The sequence below is a fragment of the uncultured Clostridium sp. genome, assembly GCF_947039605.1.
GTDB lineage: Bacteria > Bacillota > Clostridia > Clostridiales > Clostridiaceae > Sarcina.
The window spans coordinates 38,581-61,450 of the sequence record NZ_CAMQZG010000017.1 but is presented as its reverse complement, the minus strand read 5'-3'; the positions used below and the strand labels follow the sequence as shown (position 1 = coordinate 61,450).

Sequence of the window (22,870 nt, the reverse complement as noted above, 5' to 3'; positions counted from 1 at the left end):
AATATTAAGGGATAAATATTATTTTGATGTAATTTGTATTTTAAATGTATCAGTATTTGAACTTGATTTACCAGCAACAACAATTTTATTAATCATATTGTTAGCATCTACGTATACTTTAGCTTCTGCAATATCAAAGCCACTGTGAAGCTCTTTCATTGCAAAGAAGTGAAGTGCAATAAGTTCCTTTGGAATACCCATTTCGCTCATTATTGCTAGTTTCTTTTCAGGGTCACATTTACATTTTTTATTAGCCATTTTTTCTTCAATGATATTTTTGATAACAGCCATATCAAGTGTAAGTACATTAAAATCATCTTCTTTTGATAATTCAAGTTCATTTAAGACTTTTAAACCAAACATCATTTTTGATAATTTGCAATTATGTTTAAATTTTTGACCATCTTCACTATTTTCCATTTTAGATTTCATTTCCATCATATAAGCTTTTTTCTTAGATTTTAAATCCCAAAGGTTAACATTTTCAGCTACGTTAATTTTACCTGCTTCTGAAACAAAGAAACCACTAATTTGTGCTGTTGCTTGTTTAGCTTCACAATTTTTATAAACTTCATTTTCCATTAAAAGTATATCTTCGTTATTTCTAATTATGTTTGCATTTATAATGGCATTAAATTCTGTTTTTGATTTTATTTCTTTCACAACTTTATATAATAATTCTAATTTATTCATATTAACTACCTCCGATTAAGCTACTGGCTTAATTTATTTATTTATTTATTTTAAATTTTATTTTTGTTTTCTGTGTTTTGCTATGTTTTAATTATAGGAAATGATTTTAAAAATACCTTAAAGTAATTATAAAAATTTTATAAAATATAAAAAAATAAGTTTAAAATAAAAAAAGCTATTATGAAAGCTTTAAAAAAACTTTCATAATAGCTGATTTTCTAATTAAGGAAGAAATAGATATACACATAATAAATGTACATCTATTTTTTCCTTATTACTGAAGTTGTATTTCTTTTATTTTTGAAATAGATATATTTGCATCACTTAAAATATTAAATAACTTTTTATCATTTTCTTCTGTTTTTACAAAATAGAAATCTGAAGCTACTTTTGAATGCGATGTTTTTGCCTGAATAACGATATGATTTTTTATATCGCTTATTGAAATTATGTTATTCAGAGGAATAACATGAGAATCTATAACTCTAGCAAAATTATCTAGTTCATAAATATAAATTGTATTTTTTGAAAGGTAAGTTTGAAAATAGAAAGCTCTACCTAGTTTTAATGTATTTGGAGGCATATTATCTAGATGAGCATAAAATAAGTTCTTATAAATAATATCTTTCTTGAGTAAAGGGCAATAAGTATTAAGTCTGTGAATTATAGCAGAGGTTAATATTTTACTGTCTTTTATTCCATAAACATATCGGCTATTTACTTCTGAATCAAGAATTGAATCAGGAAGTGTATTCAAATCAGCTGATGTTAATGTTATAAGTGATGGTGAAAGATTATATTCCATAAGTAAATTTTCAAATTTATCTTTTGCGGTCTCAAAAAGCATGACATCACTCCTAATAATTTGAATTTACGGATTCTATTATAATTAAGGTTTGCTTGATTTAATTATAATCCTAAATTTTCCTTTTTTAAAATTAGACTATTTCGTGAATGTTTATAATTAAAGAAGAAAAGGGAGTTTTCATATTTATATATAATAGGTTTAATTTACTATTGGTGGTTATAGTATAAAAAATCTGTTAAATGCATAAATTAGTAACACATTGTGAGAAAAATGATGTAAGGAAGTAACAAAGGGGGATAGTACTAACTTGTTATAGAGTCTTTAGCAGTTAGTAAATTAGTATGTGCAATTATAGGATGGAGATTAAAGGTAAGCTGAATTTGAGTGATTATACTAGCATATATGATTATATTAGTCTTGTTGAAAGTAAAGATGACTTTATTATTAATAGTAAAAGTGTTGATAAGGAAGATATAAATATAATTTGTTCGATGCTTAAAGAGAGGGATTTTAGTATAAATAATAAAGATTTTGATAATAATGGGGATTGTATGATTAGAGCATATAAAAATTTATAAAAGGTGAAATTTTTAATCAAAGGTGTAAAGAGACAGTAGTTTAACTTTTGGAATAGTTTAGTCGTTATTATGAAAGTTAGAAAATAACAAGCAGTGAAAGCTAAAAATAATTTTATGTCAAAATCACCTTATTAAAAGATTTTACTGCTTGTTATGCCTCCTTCTGATTAGGGTTCTAGGTTCTTAAATTTACCCCAAAGAATATATTTCTTTGGGGTATTTATATTTATCCTGAATTAAAAGATTTCAATATTTTAAATGATTTTGAACTATACTGTGATGCTAATAATATTAGTAGTACAATTAAAGGAATTAATATAATGATAATAATTAAGAGACTATTAAGAAAACAACTTAATAGTCTTTTTATTGTTATTAAATGGTAAAATATAACAAAAGAGAGGTGTTGAAATTGAAGAAAAAAAGCTTATTAGCATTAAGTTGTATGTTTATTATAGGAATATTTATAGGATGTTCAGGTAGTAAAGAGATTACAGAAGAATATTCTAAAAGTGATATTTTAAAAGAGGTAATTGAAGAAGAGAAGATAGAGATGCTTGATGCTGAATATAAAAAAATTAAAGATAGTGATATAAATAAAATAGAAAAGATAGAAAGTGAATGTAAAGAGATAAAAAATACAGTTGAAGTAGGAGCTAGTGAAGGTTTAGTAATTAAAAGTGATGGAGAGATAATAGATACTATTGAAATTGAGGAAGATGGAAATTCTATATTAGAATATGAAGTTAATGATGATTTTATAGTATGGATTGAATCAAATTGGCTAGGTGGTGGTGACCAAAGTTTTGAAAAACCAGATTCAGTGCAGTGGGCTGTGTATTATAAAGAAATAGGGACTAATGAAGTTAAAAATTTAGAAAAAAATAAATATCCGAGGATTGAAGAGTTAAATGTAAGTGATGGGCTAGAACTTGATGGAGATAATCTTGTTTATAGGACATATGTAACTATAGATGAAAAACTTTATCCTAATATAGTTTCTTGTAATTTAAAAAGTAATGAGAAAATATTTATTACTAATAATTCAAAGGAAAAAAATGAAGGATATATAATGAACTCAATTTCTGGGAATAATATAGTTTATACTTCAGGAAAAAATAGTGAGAATGGACTAGTTGATGAAAGCGTTGTGATGTATAATATTGAAACTAAAGAAAAATCAGTTATTATAGATGAAGTGGGTATAGGGTGGTTAGATTTAAAGAATAATAAAGTTGCAGTTAATGTTACTACTCTTGAAGGTGAGTCTATGTATTATTATGATATAGAAGAGAATAAAATTTATAATCTTTTTTATGAAGGTAGTAAGATTAGAGAAAAATTTGAGTTTGAGGATATAAAGGGTTTTGAAAATATGACTTTTGAATTTTTAAGTGATAATTATTTAAGGATTGCAGTGAGTGGAAAGACTGAAATGCTCTTATATGATTTTAAAAACAATGAATTTTTAGATGTATCAACAGTAGCTTTTGATAATCCAAAACTTCAAGTTCATTTAAAATGTGGGAATCTAAGATATAGTTCCATAAAATAATAGATAAAATAAAACATATGGATTAGACTAAATAGCTCCATATGTTTTATTTATATAGGATAGTTGCTATGTACTGATTTATCTTAATTGATACCATTTATTTTGGTAATATTTAATAGTAAAATCTCTAAAGTTAGTTGAAAGCTCAGATAAGTAGCGTCCTTTATAATAAGATAAAGCAATTCTTCTTGTATTATTTTTATCTTTTAATTTTAAAATAGTAAATTTATCGCTTCTAGCACTAATGCATAAAGAAAGAGGGGCAATACATAAAGCTTTTTTTAGATATAGAAGTTCAGAGATAATACTTATATCACCTTCAAAAATTACATTAGGCATAAAACCAGCTTGGTCAAATAATCTTCTAAGAGATTTTTTAAAGGAGTAGTTTTCAGTAAGTTCGATAAAGTTTTCTCCTTTTAGTTCATTTAAATAAACACTTTTCATATTAGCAAGTTTATGGCACTTTGGTATAACAACTACAAGTTCTTCTTCTAGAAGTTCGATTGTTTCAATATCATTTTCTATAATTGGAGGGCAAGTTAGAGCAAAATCTATACTTCTATTCTTTAGGTTTTCAATTATAGTTTTTTCATAATTAATAGTTTGAGTCATTGTTATATCAGGATTTTCTGTTAAAAAATTTTTAAGCAATCCACTTAGAAAGAGTGTTGCTGTTGCACTAAGTGAGATATGCGTGTTTTTCTCACCTGATAATTCTAGTATTTCTGATTTAGCATTTTCTAAATCAGATAAGATAGAGTTTATATGTGTTAGATACCTTTTGCCATATTGATTAAGTTCTAAAGATTTTCCTTTTCTATTAAATAAAGGAACTGACAATTCATCCTCTAGTCTTTTTATAGTAATACTAAGAGAGGGTTGTGATATATGTAGTTCTTTTGCTGCTTTAGTTATATTTTCATATTTAGCAACGCTTTGAAAATATTTTAATTGTAATAATTCCAATAGTATAACCTCCTATATAGATTTGAATATATACTTATATAATATATATATATTTCTAATTATATAATAAATTATATATAATAGATATTAAAGATAAGCACTTATACATATTAAAAAGTCTCTTTTACTTCGATTAGTTTTTTTACAAATGAAATTGCAATAGCAATTTATAATACACATTAGGAGGTATACATTTTGGAAGAACAAAAGAAGAAAAAAATAAATGCGAAAAAATTATGGCTAATTATAATTTTAATTAGTATTGTATTAGTTCCAGCATTTTATGGATTTACATATTTAAAATCATATTGGACAAATGGTACAACAATAAACCAAGTTCCGATAGCGGTTGTAAATTTAGATCAGCCGTATACTAAGGATGGTAAAACTTATGATGTAGGAAGTACTGTTATTAATAATCTTAAAACTAATACTACTTTAGGGTGGAAATTTGTTAGTTATAAAGAGGGTGAAGAGGGTCTATATGGGTCTAAATATTATGCAATGCTTGTAATTCCAAAGGATTTTTCAAAGGAAATTGCAGATGCAACAACAGATGGATTTAAAAAACCTAAAATAGATTTTTATCAGAACCAAGGGAAAAATTATATTTTCTCTCAAATATCAGGAATGGGTGCAGAACAAGTTAAGCAAAGTGTTTCGCAATCAATATCAAAAAGTGTTTCATCAGTATTAGTAGAGACTATCTATAAATCAAAAGATGGATTCAAAACAGCGTCAGATGGTGCAAGTCAACTTGAAACTGGAGTAAATAAATTATCAAATGGGTCTAAAAGTTTAGTTAGTGGAATGACAAAACTTGAAGATGGATCTGAAAATTTAGGAGCTGGAGTTAATAAACTTTCAGGAGGGTCAGAGCAATTAGTAAGTGGGGTTAACAAACTTTCAAATGGTTCAACACAATTAGTTGGAGGGTTAAATAAACTTTCAAGTGGCTCAGAAACTCTTGTAGGTGGAGTAAATAAACTTCAAGGTGGTTCAAAAGAACTTGTAGGTGGAGTAAGCAAACTTCAGGGTGGTTCAGAAAGTCTTGTAGGTGGAGTAAGTAAACTTCAAGGTGGGTCTGAAACTCTTATAAATGGAGTAAGTAAACTTCAAGGAGGTTCACAAAAATTAGTTAATGGAGTAAATGAACTAAAAGGTGGTTCACAAAGTTTAGTTTCAGGTATTAAGAAATTATCAAATGGTTCACAGAGCTTAGAAAATGGAGCACAAAAGCTTCAAGATGGTTCACAAAACCTTGTTAATGGAATGCAGAAACTTAAAGCTGGAGCTGGACAAGTTGCTCAAGGACAAGCGGGTATTTCAAAAGAAATGGAAGCTCTTAAAGGTCTTTTAGCAGCAGGACAAACTAAAGAAGCAAATGCTCTTTTAGCTAGAATAGCAGAACAAAATAAACAATTACAACAAGGTGTTTCTTCATTAAGTTCAGGTATAAGCAATGCTAGTACAGGTGCAAAAGAACTTAATGGTGGAGTTAGTACTTTAAATGGAGGAATTAGTTCTCTACACTCAGGAATTAGCAAAGCTGCTAGTGGAGCAAATGCTCTAAATGGTGGGCTTTCATCTGTGGGAGCAGGTGCAAGTGCATTAAATAGTGGTCTTGGACAAGTTTCAGAGGGAGCAAATGCTCTAAATAGTGGTCTTGGACAAGTTTCACAAGGGGCAAATGCTTTAAATAGTGGTCTTGGACAAGTTTCACAAGGGGCAAATGCTTTAAATAGTGGTCTTGGACAAGTTTCAGAGGGAGCGAATGCTCTAAATGGAGGTCTTGGACAGGTTTCAGAGGGAGCTAATAGTCTAAATACAGGTTTAGACTCAGCAAAATCAGGTGCTAATGCATTAAATAGTGGTCTTAAAACAGTTGGTTCTGGAGTAAGCACATTAAATAATGGTTTAAAATCAGCAGGCAGTGGTGCGTCAGAGTTAAATAATGGACTGGATTCAGCAAAATCAGGTGTGTCAAAATTAAGTAGTGGACTTAAAAGTGGATATAACAATCTAAATGATAATGTTACGTTCACAGCAGCACAAATGAGTGAATTTATTTCAAATCCTGTAGTATTAAATACTATCACTATTAACCCTGTTTCTTCATATGGAGAAGGATTCGCTCCTTACTTTATGTGTATAGGACTTTGGGTTGGAGTAATGTATGTATACTTCATGGTAAGTGCCTTATCAAGAAAATTCAAAGGTAGCTTCTTAAAGAGATTTGGAAAAATGTATGCTATAGGGATAACTCTTAGCGTGCTTCAAGCACTTATCTTAACTACAGTAGCATATTTTGGACTTGGTATGCAGGCAGTTTCATTAGGCTGGCTATATGGAGTAGTAACAATTACTTCGATAGCAATATTTAGTTTAATGAATGGGCTTCATTATATAATGGCCCCAATTATGAAGGGTGCATTAGTTGTAATAATGGTTCTTCAATTCACAGCATGTGGCGGGTCATATCCTGTCCTTGTAATGCCAACATTCTATCAAGCAATTCATCCATTCTTAATACTTTCATATGGTGTGAATAGTATAAGAATGGCTCTGAGCGGAATAAATTACGACTTATTCTATAAGTATATTGGAATATTAGTATTATTTATTGTAGCATCAACACTTATAGGTTATATAGTTGGATATACAAAAAATCACATAACACATAGAAGAATTTTAAAAGAAAAAGAATCAGAACTAATTGATGAAAAAGAGGCTTTCAATCAGTTTGTTTAAATATCAATGAAATTAAATAAGCTAAAGTATAAAAAGCACCCTAGATTTTAAAAATCTAGGGTGCTTTTTTATAATAATAGAAAGAGCATACTAGTTTAGAAATAATTTGATATGCTCTTTTTTCTAGTTTCTTTAGGGCCATAAACTTTTTCGGCTAATATTTTATATAATATATCACTATTTTCAAAGTGATAATTTATAAATAGTCTTTTAGTTGAAGGATATTTTTCAGTTGACTCAAGAAAATCAATATAAGTAGTATATTTAGTTTTAACAACTAAAGAGATATTGCAGTAATGAATTTGTTTGTAAACCTCAAAATGAGTAATTTGTGTTCTAGTTGAAACTGTATCATAAGAGATAACTCCAGCAAGTTCCATATAATCATCATGAAGTGTAGCACCTAAAGATATGTTTGCATTGTCTAAGAGTTTTAATTCATTTTCAAATTTTATAAGGTGCTTATTATAGTCAGTCATATAACTACCATAGTGATAAAAGTCTAATAAAAAATTAAAAATAAGTGCTGCGAAGAGAAATAAAAACATACTTAAATCTTTATTTGATGTGTAGTTTAAAATATTTAGTAAAATTAATCCTATAAAAAATGGAGACTTTAAAATTGGTCTTTTGTAAAAGTTTTTTGAAGAAAATTCTTTGAAATTATATTTAAATAACATATATTCACATCCTTATATTTCCATTTTATCAAAAGTTGAAAATATAAAATATAGTTAAGTACTAAGTATGATAGAAAAATTAATGAAATAATTTCTATGAGAGAATAGAGAAATAGAAAAATAAAAAAAGTTTGAGAAATTTAATTATAGGAGAAATGGTAGTATATCTAGCTTTAATATAAATTTAATGCTCTCGTAGTATGCTTTTGGTAACTATGGCACCGAAAAGTGCGTACTTATATTTATTTTGTAAGGGAAGTATACTAAGTACATAGACAAGAGCAAAACATTAGCGCAGAGCTAGTGAGCAAAAGATAAAAAAGAAATAGGAGTGATTAACAAATGAAATTACAATTAGCGTTAGATTTAGTAGATACACAAGGTGCAATAGAAATGGTTAAAGAGGTTGGAGAATATATTGATGTTGTTGAAATAGGAACACCAGTAGTAATAAACGAAGGACTTAGAGCTGTTAAAGCAGTTAAAGAAGCATTCCCTAATATGACAGTATTAGCTGATTTAAAAATCATGGATGCTGCTGGATACGAAGTAGGGCAAGCATCACAAGCAGGAGCTAGTATAATTACTATACTTGGAACATCAGAAGATGAATCAATCAAAGGTGCAGTAGCAGAAGCTAAAAAGCAAGGAACAGAAATTCTTGTTGATATGATAGCAGTAAAAGATCTTGCAACTCGTGCAAAAGAAGTTGATGCTTTAGGTGTTGATTATGTTTGTGTTCATACAGGATATGACCTTCAAGCAGTTGGAAAGAACTCATTTGAGGACCTTGCAACAATCAAAAAATCTGTTAAAAATGCAAAAACAGCAATAGCTGGTGGAATTAAACTTGAAACATTAGAAGAAGCAGTTAAACAAAACCCAGATTTAATAATCGTTGGTGGTGGAATAACTGGAGCTGCTGATAGAAAAGCTACAGCTAAAAAAATGCAAGAAATGATTAAAAGAGCTTAATTGATATGAACACGACTGAATATTTAACTAAAATAGTTCAAGAATTAAGTAAGTCAATTGAATTAATTTCTAATGTGGAAGCAGAGAATTTAGCAAATCAGATTTTAAAATCAAAGAAGATTTTTATATATGGTGCAGGTAGGTCTGGACTTATGGGTAAATCATTTGTAATGAGAATGATGCACATGGGAATTGATGCCTATGTAGTTGGAGAAACAACTACACCAAACTTTGAAAAAGAAGATTTACTTATAATTGGTTCTGGTTCTGGTGAAACTAAGGCACTTATTCCAATAGCCCAAAAAGCTAAAATTTTGGGTGGGACAGTTGCTGCAGTAACATTATCTCCTGACTCAACTATTGGGTTATTAGCAGATATTATTGTGAAATTACCAGGAGCAGCAAAGGATCAATCTAATGGTGAGTATAAAACTATTCAACCAATGGGGTCTCTTTTTGAACAGACAATGTTACTATTCTATGATGCTATCATATTAACTATCATGGAAAAAAGAGGTTTAGATTCTAACAAGATGTATGGAAAACATGCTAACCTTGAATAAGAAATAAGATAAATAACTTATAATTACACATACACTAAATATAAAGAAAGACTATATCGGGTTGAAAATAATCTGATATGGTCTTTTTTATGTTTTCTAAAAGACCATAAATGTAGAAAATATAAGTGAGAGAGTATAATTGTAAATTTAATCTATAAAAGCAAGTAATTATAAAAGGTTAGGTGTTTAACTAATACTCTTAATTTGATTCAGTATGTTATGGGTATATTCTATGTCGGAGTATACCAAAAAAAAGAAGAAGAGAATGGAACTATTTAAAAACTCACTTAGATGAATTTTTTTATTAATATAATTTAAAAGAGGGGTAGTTATTTAAAATATTATATACTTCTGGAAGTATATAATATTGAATAAGCAATTTTGTCAAGAAAATTTTAATTATAAATTAAAAAAATGTTAACGATTTCATAAATTTGTAATAATAATGTTTCTATTTTTATCAGTATGTAATTTGTGGATAATTATTCAACTAAATGGGTAAAATTACTTATATATTTATAATGATTTGAAAAATACACTAAGTTGTCAGTAAAGGTTATATTTTTTATTATAAGTATATAAGTTACAAAAAAAAGGAGGGAAAAGTTAATGGTAGGAATTATTATTGCTAGTCATGGTGATTTTGCCAATGGTCTTTTGCAAACGTCTTCAATGATTTTTGGAGACCAAGAAAATGTTAAAGCCGTTACATTAATGCCAAGTGAAGGTCCAGATGATATTAGAAGAAAAATAGAAGAAGGTGTGGCATCTTTTGAAAATCCAGATGAAGTTTTATTTTTAGTGGATCTTTGGGGGGGGACACCTTTCAATCAAGTAGATAGTTTATTTGAAGATCATAAAGATACATGGGCAATTCTTACAGGTATGAACTTACCTATGTTAATTGAGGCTTATGGAGCAAGGTTTTCAATGGAATCTGCACATGAGATTGCAGCAAGTCTTGTAGAAGTTTCTAGAGAAGGGATTAAAGTTAAACCTGAAAAACTAGATACTGTTAAAGTAGAAACTCATGAAAAAACTGAAAAAATAATTAAAGGTGGTAGTCCAGGGGAGTTAAAATATGTTTTGGTGCGTATTGATTCACGTTTATTACATGGTCAGGTAGCAACTGCATGGACTAAAACTACACAACCAACAAGAATTATCGTTGTTTCTGATGATGTAACAAAGGATGAACTTCGTACGAAGTTAATTCAACAAGCAGCTCCACCAGGGGTTAAAGCTCATGTTATTCCAATAGATCAAATGATTAAAATTGCAAAAGATAGTGAGCATTTTGGTGGTGAAAGAGCATTGCTTCTTTTTGAAAGTCCACAAGATGTATTAAGAGCTATAAAAGGTGGAGTACCTTTGAAAAGTATTAATGTTGGATCAATGGCTCACTCAGCTGGAAAGGTTCAACCAAGTAAAGTTCTTGCATTTGACCAAAATGATATAGATACTTTTAAGGAATTAGAAAAAGCAGGATTAGAATTTGATGTTCGTAAAGTTCCTAATGATATGAAAGCGAATATGGATGATATTCTTAAAAAAGCACAGGCAGAATTAAATAAATAAATAGAAATTATACTTTAATCTTAAAGGAGGTCAAATAGGATGACTTTAAATATTATTCAGGTAATCTTAATTCTTATTATAGCGTTTTTAGCAGGAGTAGAAGGTATTTTAGATGAATTTGAATTTCAACAACCGCTAGTTGCTTGTACATTAATTGGATTAGTTACAGGTAATTTAGTACCTTGTTTAATTCTAGGAGGTACACTCCAAATGATTGCCTTAGGTTGGGCAAATATAGGAGCAGCAGTGGCTCCGGATGCAGCTCTAGCATCTGTTGCATCAGCACTTATTTTAGTTTTAGGTGGAGCTGGAAAAGAAGGGGTTACTTCAGCGATTGCAATCGCGATTCCTTTAGCAGTTGCAGGATTATTATTAACAATTATTGTTCGTACTATAGCAACAGCATTTGTACATTTAATGGATGCGGCTGCAAAAGAAGGAAATATTAAAATGGTAGAAATGTGGCATATTATAGCAATTTGTCTGCAAGGACTTCGTATAGCAATTCCAGCAGGTTTAATTTTAATAATTGGTGCAGAACCTATACGTGAGTTACTTACATTAATGCCACAATGGCTAGTTGCAGGATTAGCAGTTGGTGGTGGTATGGTAGTAGCTGTTGGTTATGCAATGGTAATTAATATGATGGCAACAAAAGAAGTTTGGCCATTCTTTGCAATTGGATTTGTTCTAGCAACTATTTCACAAATTACTCTTATCGGTTTAGGAGCTATCGGTGTAGCTATGGCTCTTATCTACTTAGCACTTAGTAAAAGCGGTGGCTCAGGTGGTGGAAGTAGCTCAAATACTGGGGATCCAGTAGGGGATATTATTGATAACTACTAAAAAGGAGGTAAGTTTAAAATGGAAGTACAAAATGAAAAGAAATTAAAATTAACAAAAAGAGATCGTCTTGCTATTTGGTGGCGTTCGACTTTTATTCAAGGTTCTTGGAATTATGAAAGAATGCAGAATGGTGGTTGGGCATTTACAATGATACCAGCTATTAAAAAATTATATAAAACAAAAGAAGACAGAGCTGCGGCTCTAACTCGTCACTTAGAATTCTTTAATACTCACCCATATATAGCATCTCCTATTATAGGAGTAACACTCGCATTAGAAGAAGATCGTGCGAATGGTGCTGATGTTGATGATATAGCTATTCAAGGGGTTAAAGTTGGTATGATGGGACCTCTAGCAGGTATTGGAGACCCTGTATTCTGGTTCACTCTTAGACCTATACTTGGAGCTTTAGGAGCTTCTCTTGCTTTAGCAGGTAGTATAATGGGACCAATTATTTTCTTTGTTGGTTGGAATGCTATCAGAATGGCATTTACATGGTATACACAAGAATTTGGTTATAAAGCTGGTTCTCGTATTACAGAAGATATATCTGGTAATTTACTACAAGATATTACAAAGGGTGCATCTATACTTGGTATGTTCATTTTAGGAGCATTAGTTAATAGATGGGTTTCAATTAAATTTACACCTATAGTAGCACATATTCCTTTAAGTAAAGGTGCTTATATTGATTGGGCTAACCTTCCAGCAGGAGCAAATGGTATTAAAGAAGCTATGATTCAACATGCTTCAGGCTTATCATTAACTGCAACTAAAGTTACTACATTACAAGCTAACTTAGATTCATTAATTCCTGGACTTGCAGGATTATTATTAACACTTCTTTGTATGTGGTTCTTAAGAAAGAAAGTATCTCCAATTATATTAATACTTGTTCTATTTGTAGCAGGTATTGGATTCCATTTAATTGGATTAATGTAATATTCATAAAAGTCTAGGTTAAACTTTATTTAGCCTAGACTTTTATTAAAAAATTTAGTTTGAAAAGGGGTAATAAAAATGGTTGAATCAATTAATTCAAGGGTAGATATAAGTGTAAAAGGAACATCATTTGCAGGTACATCAAATTATGGTGATATATTAGTTGGTGATAAAGGGTTCGAGTTTTATAATACACGTGATTATAAGAAGTATATTCAAATTCCATGGGATGAGGTAGAGTGCGTTATAGTATCAGTACTTTTTAAGGGGAAATGGATTCCTCGTTATGCTGTAAAAACAAAGAGACATGGTACATATATTTTTGCTTCAAAAGAAACTAAGAAAGTGCTTCGTACAATGAGAGAGTACGTGGGTGCTAATAATATAGTTAAATCATTAACTTTTTTACAGGTTCTAGGTAGAGGGTTAAAGAATATATTTGTAAAAAAAATAAGATTATAGTAAAAATGTAGGGAGGAATTTTTTATGTATCCAATAAAGTTTGAAAATTTATATTTTGAGAAGGTTTGGGGTGGTAGAGATTTTGAAGCTTTTAGAGATAATCTACCAGAGGATAAAATTGGGGAGAGTTGGGATGTTGCATGTCATAAAAATGGTATGAGTGTTGTTTCAAATGGTGAGTTTAAAGGGAAATCATTTGAAGAAATAATTAATTTATGTGGAAGTAGGATTCTTGGTAAGGATATAAAGAAAGAATTTCCACTTTTGATTAAGCTTATAAATTCAAGTGATAAACTATCTATACAAGTTCACCCAAATGATGAGTATGCCAAACAGGTTGAAAATTCAAGTGGAAAAACAGAATTTTGGTATGTTGTGGATGCAAAAAAAGGTGCAAAACTTGTAATTGGAACTAAGGATTGTGATAAGAAAAAATTTGGAGAAGCTATTAAAAATGATAGAACTGAGGAATATTTAAATGTTATTGAAGTTGAAAGAGGAGATTGTTTTCTGATTAAAAGTGGACTTGTACATGCTATTGGAGAGGGCGTTATAATTGCTGAGATACAACAAAGTAGTGATATAACATATAGAATTTATGATTACCATAGAGGGAGAGCACTTCATATAAAGAAAGCTCTTGATGTAATTAATTTTTCACTTGATGCAAAAAATATTGCTGGAAAGGTTATAGAAAAAGATAGTGGTTTTGAGAAGATAGGATTATGTGCAAGTGAGTATTTCACAATAGAGAAATATTCAGTAATTTCAGAAATTAAAGAAGCTAGTGATGAAAATAGATTTTTCATTTTTACATGTGTTGATGGGAATGGAAAGATAGAAGATGAAAATAAAAATATAACTCTTGTGGAAAAGGGTGATAGTATACTTATACCAGCTTGTCTTGGCATGTATAAGATAAGTGGAAAGTTAAAATTACTTAAAAGTTATGTTTAAAAATGATAGAAGAATGTTATTAGATATTATAATTATAAAGAAAATTTAAGGGGTGTATCAAAATACTGAATTTTGATATACCCCTTAAATTTTTGTTAAATTTGTTTTTTATTTAATCTTTTTGAATAGGATATATTAGTTATTGAAACAAGAACTATTATAAAGTATCCAATCCAAGATGTTGTATCTGGCATTTCCTTTAAGAATACAAATCCATAAACTGCTGCAAGAATAAGTCCAAAGAAATCATATACTGAGATTTCAGATGCTGGAGCATTTCTATATGCAAGAGTTAAGAATATTTGACCTAGTGTAAATGAAACACCAGATAGTACAAGGAATAAAAGGTTTATTCCTACTAAATTTGTATTGTCAAAAAATATGCTAAATGAAGTAACAATTGTAGCTATTCCTGTAAATGATAATATTACAGTCCAAAAACTTTCACTACTTCCAATTCTTCTAATCATAGTATAGGCAATTCCAGATACACAGGCTGATAATACAGCGATTAGTGATGGAATTACACTTGCATTAAAGCTTGGTTTTACTACAAATAAACTTCCGGCAAAAGCAGCTATTAAAATACCTATCTGTACTTTTGTGATTTTTTCTTTTAAAAGTATAAATGAGAAAATTATAGTAAAGAAGGGTGCAAGTTTTGAAAGAATAGTTGCATTAGGAAGTATTAGATATTGCAGGGATGCATAGTTTGTTATAAGTGCAATGGTTCCCATGATACCTCTAGTTAAAAGAAATTTTCGATTTTCTTTTTTTCCTATAAATGATTCTTTTCTTTTTATGATAATTATTGAAACAATAATTGTTGCTACTAAGTTTGATATAAATGTTTTTTGATATGGATTTACTCCAGTGGCAAGCTTTGCAAAAAGATTCATTGTCGCAAATGCTGAACTTGCAAGTATCATAAATAAGATACCACGAAGTTTATTTGAATTAGACATTTAGTCACCCCATAATAATTAAGTTATAAGTTACTATATTATTGTAATACAAAAATATGTTTTTATGTAAAATTATTAGAAAATAATTTTACAGTTAAAAACATAAAAATGATACTTTAAATAGATATTTATTTTAAAATTTCAATTAAATACCTAATTTTAATAATATAAATATAGGTGATTTTTAATATTCAATTTTTAAAATTGGTAATTTTGATACATTTAAATTACCAATATAGATTTTTAGGGAATTTTAAATTACAATATCAACTAAATTGGTGGTAAAATATAGCTATAAAGACATTTTGTGTGGAACAAATGATAAAAATTTGAAGGAGTTTTAATTATGAAAATTGAAGAAAAAGTAGAAGAAATGACTGATATAGAAATAAAAGAAGATTTAAAAGAAAGAAATGAACAATTATATGAAGAAGAACTTCATCTTGATGATGATATAGAAAGTAGATCTGAAGTTACTGATTTAAGAGAAGCAGAGGAAGAGAAAGAAAAGCTTAAAGAAGATAAAAAGAAAGAGCATCATCACCATCATTTCTTATAAATTTGAATTTAAAATATATCAAGAGTCATATAATTTTATATGGCTCTTGTTTTTTGTGTATAAATATGGGTAAATTAAGTTAGGAAAGAAAATTTAGAAGATTATAAAAATTGTTGTGGATAAGTTTTAGGTAAAATAATCCATAAATAAATAAAGGTAGAGGTGAAACAAATGAAGGCAGAAATTTTAGCCATAGGAACAGAAATTTTACTTGGAGATATTGTGAATACCAATGCACAGTATCTTTCACAAGAACTTGCAGCTATTGGGGTAGAGGTCTATCATCAAGCAGTTGTAGGAGATAATGAGGATAGAGTTATGGAAGAGTTCGATAGAGCTTTTGCAACTTGCGATATGATTATTACAACAGGTGGACTTGGACCAACAGATGATGATTTAAGTAAAGAACTAGCTTGTAAGTATTTTGGTAAGGAACTTATTTTACATGAACCATCTTTAGAAGCTTTAAAAGGATATTTCAAAAAAAGCGGAAGAGAAAATAATATTTCAGATTCAAATATGAAGCAGGTTTATTTTCCAGAGGATGCAATTGTTTTAGAGAACCCTAATGGGACAGCACCAGGAGCAATAATTAGTGGAGATACTAGGCGTTTTATAGTTGGTGAAGAGGATGCAGATATAGAAAAAAAATTTATAGTTGTACTTCCAGGACCACCAAGAGAGATGAAACCAATGTTTGATAATCTTGTTAAACCATTTTTACTTAAAAAAACTGATTCAATGCTTAAATCAAGAGTTTTAAGAGTTTTTGGTGTTGGTGAATCAGAGATGGAAAGACAGGTTAAGCACCTTATAGATGGGCAAACCAATCCAACTATTGCACCTTACGCAAAAGAAGTGGATTGTCTTTTAAGAGTCACTGCTAAGGGGAAAGATGAAGCAGAGTGTGATGCAATTATTGAACCAGTTGCAAATGAAATTAAAAAAATTCTTGGCGATAATGTTTATGGTGAGGGTGAAACTTGTATAGAGGATGTTACTGCAAAACTTTTAGTTGAGAAAAATCTTACTATAAGCACAGCAGAATCTTGTACAGGAGGACTTCTTGCTGGAACTCTTATAAATTATCCAGGAATTTCAGAGATTTTCATGGAGGGAGCTATTACTTATAGTAATGAAGCTAAGATGAAAAGACTTGGAGTTAAAAAAGAAACTTTAGATAAGTTTGGGGCTGTTAGTGAAGAAACTGCGAGAGAGATGGCACAGGGGATTGCTAGAGAGGCTAGAACTAATATAGGAGTCTCAACTACTGGGATTGCAGGGCCAGGAGGTGGAACAGAAGAGAAGCCTGTGGGACTTGTATATGTAGGTCTTTGTGTAAATGGTGAAACTAAGGTTAAGAAATTTAACTTTTTTGGAGATAGAGAAAGAGTTAGACGAAGAAGTGTTTTAGAAGCTATTGATTGGATTAGAAGAGAAATAAAATAATGTAAAAATGGCTCTAAGCATTGCTTAGAGCCATTATAATAGGATAATGAAATACAAATAAAAGAGCAATCTCCGGGGAAGAGGTTTCCCTTAGAAGATTGCTATAAAAATAAAATGGGGGAGAGGCTATTATAAGATTGAAGCTTATTGCCTCATTAATAAGTATCACCAATTTTGAAATATATATACGTTATTTTAGAAAAAATAAAAAATTTTTTATTATGTAAGATAATTTTTAAATAAAAAAATTTCTAATAGTTTAATAAAATGTTTTTAAGATATAAAATAGTATTAGGTAAAATATAAATAGAATATAATCAAAATTTGATTTAGGGGGATAATTAAATGATGAAAATAAAAAAAGGACCAATTTTAAGAGCAAGTTTATTCTTTCTTTTTATAATGATTTGGCCAAAGATAGGTGGAGTACTAATAGGACCAATGATACCAGCTACAATGTCATATCCAGCAAGGTTAATATTAACACACATAATAATGTTTATACTTCCGGCAATTGGATATGTACTAGTTACAAGACAGAAATTTAAAAGAGTTTTTAAACTTAATAGAATAGGAATTAAGGATATATGTATAGCTATTATAATAGGATTTATTGCACAACCTGTTATGGCATTTTTTGCTTATATAGCATCATTCTTTTTTACAAATGATGTTGCAGGAATGATGAGCGATTTAAATAGTACACCACTTTGGATTATGATAATTATGATTGGTGTTACACCTTCAATTAGTGAAGAGATTACAATGAGAGGTATTATTTTATCAGGATATGATTTTAAAAATAAACATATTGCAGCAGTAATGTCTGGACTTGTATTTGGAATAATTCATATGAATCCACATCAATTCTTATATGCTTTTGTAATGGGGATGATTTTTGGATATATGGTAAGAGCTGCGAATAGTATATTTGTTACTATGATAGCTCATTTTACTATTAATACATCACAGCTTTTATTACAAAGAGGAATGGCAGTAGTGCAAAAGGCAGCAGGGGAGTCAGGGGTAATTGATCCAGAAGAGGCTATGAGTATGTTACATTCTATAGGTATGGGAGAGAGAATTGCAGTTGGAGTCTTTTATGGGGCAATTTCACTTGTAGGTTTCTTTATTATAAGAGCACTTATAAGAGTATTAGAAAATTCTAGAGTTAAAAGAGTTAGAGCAGGTATAGAATCCTATGCACCAGCAGGTGAATATGCAAGACTTGAAGATATTGATAGCAGAATGGATGCAAGTTTTGGTATAGATACAGTAAGAGAGTATGGATATTCTAGGGAAGAAATTAAGAATGAAAAAGTAGTAAATATACCGTTTATTATAGGTGTTATAATATTTATAGTATCTATGGTTTCTACTATGATATAAAATACTATAAAAATCAAAAATAGTCTGAGCCTTTGGGCTCAGACTATTTTTTGAAAATTAATTTACTTAATCACAAATTTGTAACCAGCAAATGTTTTTCTATAATCAATTGTAGCAACTGAAAAAAGCTTTGCTAAACTTTCTTCTACAACAATTGTAAAACCTTTATCTGTAACTGCTACATCATTATCTTTTTGTTCATCCAGAACAATATCCCAATTGATGCCTCCTCATGAAGAACCATTACTTTTAATTCTTATAACCTTAGATTTAGTATCATCATTATCAATCATCTTTTGCAAATGCTTAACAGCATTATAATGAACTTTAATAACCAATAAAATCACCTCCAAATGTTAAAATCTTTCATATTAAAATAATACAACATTTTAGTATAAAATACTTTAATTTAAGTTAAATGGAGAGTTATAAAATTTATCGAACGGTAAGTCTATAACCTGTTACATTTTTTTTGTATTGAATATTTGCAGTTGCAAGAATATGAGATAAACCTCTACTAACAATTACTCTAAAACCTCTATCAGTATATAAAATGTCGTCTGCTCGTCGTTCATCCAGAACGATTTTATATTTACTATGTCAGCCACAACCATCTCTTTTCAATCTTAAATACTTTTTACCAGTTATATCAGTTTTTAAAAGTCTAGTTAAGTGTTCGATAGCATTATCATGAATTTTCAAAATATCACCCCTTTACATTAGAGTGAAGATTTAACTTCCTAGTACAGTATATGTAGAGGAATCCTTTTTTCTATAAAAATAAAAAAAAATTGGACTGCTTTGCAGTCCAATAGAATAATAGTATTATATTTATTTTTTGACAATAAAAGAAAATATATTTTAGAATTTCAATATAAAAAAAATTATCTCTGATTCATTACATTTGAAAAAATGCTTTTAGTTGAAAGTGATTTTTGAATATTTTGAATATGAGTTTTTATTTTACTAATTCTTGTTTGGCTAAGATTTTTATTAGCTTCAATTTTAGTCTCATGTTGATTTAATTTACTTTCAAATGTAGCTTTAATTTGTGTTGCGGTTTGACCATCTTTTAAAGCTTTTTGAATCCAACTAACATTACTTACATGATTGAATGCAGCATTATGTTCAATTTTAGTATCTACATGTTTTTCTACTTTTGCTAAGTTTTCTGATTTTATTTTTCCAGACTTAACAAGTGATTCAAGATGAGTATTGGCATCTTGGACAATTGCTGCTTTAGCTTGGTCTAAAGTTTTACCAGCATCAATTTCTTTTCTAATTTTGTGAACCATACCCTCATTTACAAATACATCATGACCTTTAGCAACTTCTTTTTTGACCATATCAATTCTTTTTGTTGCTTGAGTTTGTGTTATTTTTTTAGTTGAAAGAAGTTTATTTATATTAGCTTCCTTTGAACTTATTAAAGAAGATTCAGCTTGTGCAAGTGTTTTACCAGCATCTAAATCCTTTTTAACCTGTCCATTTGCTATTATACCTTTTAAAATATTATGTTTCTCCATATGTTTTGTATAAGCTTGTTCTCTTTTTGTAGCTTTATCTTGTGTTATTTTTTTTGAAACTACAAGGCTATTTGTTTTTGTATTAAAATTTGAAACAAGTTCAGCTTTTATTTGAGTTACTGTTTTACCAGCTTCAAGTTCTGATTTAATCCATCTTTGATTTAATCCTATTTTAGGAGCTTTATGCTCTTTAGGAGTAGTATCTTTTGAAGCAGTAGTTTTTGCTACTGAATTTAAACTGCTTGTTGAAGTCGTAGCAGTTTGAGTTTGCGTAGTTGGAGCTTTACTTGTAGTAGTTGAAGGAATTGCACTACTAGCATAAGCACTAGTTCCCACAGCTCCTACCATAGCACCTGTCATTAATAAACTGATTAATTTTTTATTCATTTTTTACACCTCTTTATTTGTTTGATAGAATTTTTAATTCTATAATTCTCAACTTTTTATTGGTTATTGTCTGTTTCCTATAAAACATATAATAGACCTACAAAATATAATCTAAATGAAAGTAATGTGAATTTGGGATGAAAGTAATTGGAAAAAAATAAAAGGGTATTTATTTTACCTTTTAAATTTTTTATGTTAATATATAACTAATATAAAAAATTAAATTAAAACTGCAAACAAAAGAGGAGAGATATATATGTTAGATCAAAAAACAATAGATATAGTTAAGAGCACAGTACCAGCTTTAAGAGCACATGGAGAAGAAATTACAAAGGTATTCTATGAGAATTTATTCAAAGAGCACCCAGAAGTTGCACCTATGTTTGATATGCACAAGCAAAAAACAGGAGAGCAACCAAAGGCTTTAGCAATGGCAATACTTGCAGCTGCTGAAAATATAGATAAGCTTGAAACAATACTTCCAGCAGTACATAGCATAGGGAAAAAACATGTAAATACTAATGTTAAACCTGAGCATTACCCAATAGTTGGACAAGGGGTTCTTAGTGCTATTAAAATAGTTTTAGGAGATGCTGCAACTGATGAAGTTATAGAAGCATGGGGAAAAGCTTATGGAGAAATAGCTAGAGTATTTATAGGTGTAGAAGCTGATATGTATGCAGCTAAATAATTAGAATATTATAAATTGAAATATAATACCCCCACATGGTTATAACCATGTAGGGGTAATTTTTTTACATTATATTTGAAAATAATCTAAAGATAGATTCTAAGAACTTAGTTTTCTTAGACCTTTTATTAAATGTTTCTTTAGTAAGTAATCTACAGTCTTTTAAATCTTCATCAAATTTATCTTCAAGTTCCTGAGATTTATTACAACTATATATGATTGCATTTGTTTCAAAGTTAAGTGAGAAACTTCTAACATCCATATTAGCTGTTCCAACACTACAAATATTAGAATCTACAACCATTGTTTTAGAGTGAATAAAACCTCTTTGATAAAGATGAATATTAACACCATAATCAAGTAATATTCCAATATAAGTATTAGAAACCCAAGGGATAAAGAAGTGATCAGGGCTTCCAGGAAGCATAATATCTACTTGCACACCTGAAAGTGCTGCAATTTTTAGTGAGTCTAAAATAGATGTGTCTGGTATTAAATAAGGTGTTTGAATACAAATTCTTTTAGTAGCCTTATTTATTATTTTCATATAACTATTTTTTATATTATTTTTTTCAAGGTCTGGTCCAGAAGATACTATTTGCATAGGAACTCTATGTTCTGCTAGTGCTTCAGTTTCATAATTAAAGTATTTTTTATAACTTGCATTTAGACATTCTTTACTTGTAAATGTCCAATCAAGCAAGAAACGTTCCTCTAAATCATTTAAAGCTTCACCAGATATTTTTAAATTACAATCACGCCAGTATCCAAGATGTCCTTCACCAACATATTCTTTTCCTATATTAAAACCACCAAGATAACCAAACTTTCCATCAATTAAAAGGAATTTTCTATGGTTTCTATAGTTTGCTCTAAGATTTATTTTTTTGAATATACTAGGGAAGAATACTTCAACTTTAACATTACTAAGTTTAAGTTTATTTAAATACTCCTTAGATATAAAGTTTCCCATACCGTCTATTTGCAATCTAACTTCAATACCACTTTGTCCTTTAATACAAAGTTCATCTAAGAGTTTTGAACCCCATGAATCACTTCTGAAAATATAATATTGCATATGTATGTATTTTTCAGCTTTTTTAAGTTCAGAAAGCATGTCCTCATATAATTCTTTACCTTCAAAAATAAAATCTACTGTATTATTGCGAGTATATAATGAATTACAGTTTTTATAATTCATTAGAATTACATCTTTATTTAATTCTGATGATGTATTGTAGTTTTGATCATTTTTCATACTTTTAAAATAGCTATTTTTAAAAGTATCATCTAAATATTTCTTTCTAAATCTTTTATCTTTACTTATACCTTGTCCCATTAGTATATATAATACTGCACCTATAAAAGGTAAGAATAGTAATATTAATAGCCATGCCCAAGTTGATGATACATCCTTTCTTTCAAAGAATATTAAAACTGTGATAAATATAATATCTAAAATTATATCTAGCCCTACAAGTCCTAGTAATATGTAATGCATAAATTCCCCCTACGTTTTTTCTTTAGTTAAATACCTTATTAATTAT

At 29.2% G+C, this 22,870-nt stretch carries 21 protein-coding genes; 14 read left to right on the top strand and 7 right to left on the bottom strand.

Annotated elements, in window-relative coordinates; all coding sequences use genetic code 11:
- Positions 1-18: 18 nt before the first annotated feature.
- Entirely contained in the window at positions 19-693 is a 675-nt protein-coding gene (locus Q0V24_RS08250; RefSeq protein WP_297520329.1) for a hypothetical protein, read from the bottom strand.
- 274 nt (positions 694-967) lie between these two features.
- Positions 968-1,540: a hypothetical protein gene (locus tag Q0V24_RS08245; protein ID WP_297520327.1), complete on the bottom strand. Its 573-nt coding sequence runs from the start codon at positions 1,538-1,540 to the stop codon at positions 968-970.
- A gap of 341 nt (positions 1,541-1,881) precedes the next feature.
- Between Q0V24_RS08245 and Q0V24_RS08240 the strand changes: the two genes are divergently transcribed.
- Together Q0V24_RS08240 and Q0V24_RS08235 are read left to right on the top strand one after the other, a co-directional pair.
- A complete protein-coding gene (locus tag Q0V24_RS08240) occupies positions 1,882-2,079 on the top strand; it encodes a hypothetical protein (RefSeq protein ID WP_297520325.1) in 198 nt (65 codons plus the stop codon).
- Positions 2,080-2,491: 412 nt separating this feature from the next.
- Positions 2,492-3,634, top strand: coding sequence for a hypothetical protein (locus Q0V24_RS08235; RefSeq protein WP_297520323.1), 1,143 nt, complete (start codon positions 2,492-2,494; stop codon positions 3,632-3,634).
- Between the two features lie 78 nt (positions 3,635-3,712).
- Here the strand turns inward: Q0V24_RS08235 and Q0V24_RS08230 are convergent, their stop codons facing one another.
- Positions 3,713-4,603, bottom strand: coding sequence for a LysR family transcriptional regulator (locus Q0V24_RS08230; RefSeq protein ID WP_297520321.1), 891 nt, complete (start codon positions 4,601-4,603; stop codon positions 3,713-3,715).
- Positions 4,604-4,798: 195 nt separating this feature from the next.
- Here Q0V24_RS08230 and Q0V24_RS08225 point away from each other — a divergent pair, with 195 nt between their 5' ends.
- Positions 4,799-7,354 carry a YhgE/Pip domain-containing protein gene (locus Q0V24_RS08225; RefSeq protein WP_297520319.1) on the top strand — a complete coding sequence of 852 codons (2,556 nt, stop codon included), beginning with the start codon at positions 4,799-4,801 and terminating at the stop codon, positions 7,352-7,354.
- A 95-nt stretch (positions 7,355-7,449) separates the two neighbouring features.
- Here the strand turns inward: Q0V24_RS08225 and Q0V24_RS08220 are convergent, their stop codons facing one another.
- On the bottom strand, positions 7,450-8,034 hold the full coding sequence (locus Q0V24_RS08220; protein ID WP_297520317.1) for a hypothetical protein: 585 nt from the start codon (positions 8,032-8,034) through the stop codon (positions 7,450-7,452).
- Between the two features lie 342 nt (positions 8,035-8,376).
- Here Q0V24_RS08220 and hxlA point away from each other — a divergent pair, with 342 nt between their 5' ends.
- The 7 genes from hxlA (at position 8,377) to Q0V24_RS08185 (ending at position 14,357) form a co-directional block, all read left to right on the top strand.
- On the top strand, positions 8,377-9,009 hold the full coding sequence (hxlA, locus tag Q0V24_RS08215) for a 3-hexulose-6-phosphate synthase (protein ID WP_297520315.1): 633 nt from the start codon (positions 8,377-8,379) through the stop codon (positions 9,007-9,009).
- A 5-nt stretch (positions 9,010-9,014) separates the two neighbouring features.
- A complete protein-coding gene (hxlB, locus tag Q0V24_RS08210) occupies positions 9,015-9,572 on the top strand; it encodes a 6-phospho-3-hexuloisomerase (RefSeq protein ID WP_297520313.1) in 558 nt (185 codons plus the stop codon).
- 609 nt (positions 9,573-10,181) lie between these two features.
- Positions 10,182-11,150, top strand: a complete 969-nt coding sequence (locus tag Q0V24_RS08205; RefSeq protein WP_297520311.1) for a mannose/fructose/sorbose PTS transporter subunit IIA — start codon at positions 10,182-10,184, stop codon at positions 11,148-11,150.
- Between the two features lie 39 nt (positions 11,151-11,189).
- Positions 11,190-11,996 (top strand): PTS mannose/fructose/sorbose transporter subunit IIC, encoded by an 807-nt coding sequence (locus Q0V24_RS08200; RefSeq protein ID WP_297520309.1) that lies wholly within the window; start codon positions 11,190-11,192, stop codon positions 11,994-11,996.
- Positions 11,997-12,014: 18 nt separating this feature from the next.
- Positions 12,015-12,938, top strand: a complete 924-nt coding sequence (locus Q0V24_RS08195) for a PTS system mannose/fructose/sorbose family transporter subunit IID (protein ID WP_297520307.1) — start codon at positions 12,015-12,017, stop codon at positions 12,936-12,938.
- Between the two features lie 78 nt (positions 12,939-13,016).
- Positions 13,017-13,400, top strand: a complete 384-nt coding sequence (locus Q0V24_RS08190; protein ID WP_297520305.1) for a DUF956 family protein — start codon at positions 13,017-13,019, stop codon at positions 13,398-13,400.
- A gap of 24 nt (positions 13,401-13,424) precedes the next feature.
- Positions 13,425-14,357, top strand: a complete 933-nt coding sequence (locus Q0V24_RS08185; protein ID WP_297520303.1) for a type I phosphomannose isomerase catalytic subunit — start codon at positions 13,425-13,427, stop codon at positions 14,355-14,357.
- Between the two features lie 95 nt (positions 14,358-14,452).
- On the opposite strand, the gene Q0V24_RS08180 is transcribed toward Q0V24_RS08185, so the two are convergent.
- Complete coding sequence (locus Q0V24_RS08180; protein ID WP_297520301.1) at positions 14,453-15,322, bottom strand: DMT family transporter; 870 nt, start codon at positions 15,320-15,322, stop codon at positions 14,453-14,455.
- Positions 15,323-15,668: 346 nt separating this feature from the next.
- Here Q0V24_RS08180 and Q0V24_RS08175 point away from each other — a divergent pair, with 346 nt between their 5' ends.
- The 3 genes from Q0V24_RS08175 (at position 15,669) to Q0V24_RS08165 (ending at position 18,719) form a co-directional block, all read left to right on the top strand.
- Complete coding sequence (locus tag Q0V24_RS08175; RefSeq protein WP_297520299.1) at positions 15,669-15,881, top strand: hypothetical protein; 213 nt, start codon at positions 15,669-15,671, stop codon at positions 15,879-15,881.
- A 171-nt stretch (positions 15,882-16,052) separates the two neighbouring features.
- Positions 16,053-17,330: a competence/damage-inducible protein A gene (locus Q0V24_RS08170; protein WP_297520297.1), complete on the top strand. Its 1,278-nt coding sequence runs from the start codon at positions 16,053-16,055 to the stop codon at positions 17,328-17,330.
- A 345-nt stretch (positions 17,331-17,675) separates the two neighbouring features.
- The gene (locus Q0V24_RS08165; protein WP_297520295.1) at positions 17,676-18,719 is read left to right on the top strand and encodes a type II CAAX endopeptidase family protein; all 1,044 of its coding nucleotides are present in this window, start codon (positions 17,676-17,678) and stop codon (positions 18,717-18,719) included.
- An 884-nt stretch (positions 18,720-19,603) separates the two neighbouring features.
- Here the strand turns inward: Q0V24_RS08165 and Q0V24_RS08160 are convergent.
- Positions 19,604-20,632, bottom strand: a complete 1,029-nt coding sequence (locus Q0V24_RS08160; protein WP_297520293.1) for a hypothetical protein — start codon at positions 20,630-20,632, stop codon at positions 19,604-19,606.
- A 256-nt stretch (positions 20,633-20,888) separates the two neighbouring features.
- On the opposite strand from Q0V24_RS08160, the gene Q0V24_RS08155 reads away from it, so the two are divergent.
- Entirely contained in the window at positions 20,889-21,323 is a 435-nt protein-coding gene (locus Q0V24_RS08155; RefSeq protein WP_297520291.1) for a globin domain-containing protein, read from the top strand.
- A 64-nt stretch (positions 21,324-21,387) separates the two neighbouring features.
- Here the strand turns inward: Q0V24_RS08155 and cls are convergent, their stop codons facing one another.
- A complete protein-coding gene (cls, locus tag Q0V24_RS08150) occupies positions 21,388-22,824 on the bottom strand; it encodes a cardiolipin synthase (RefSeq protein ID WP_297520289.1) in 1,437 nt (478 codons plus the stop codon).
- Positions 22,825-22,870: the final 46 nt, after the last annotated feature.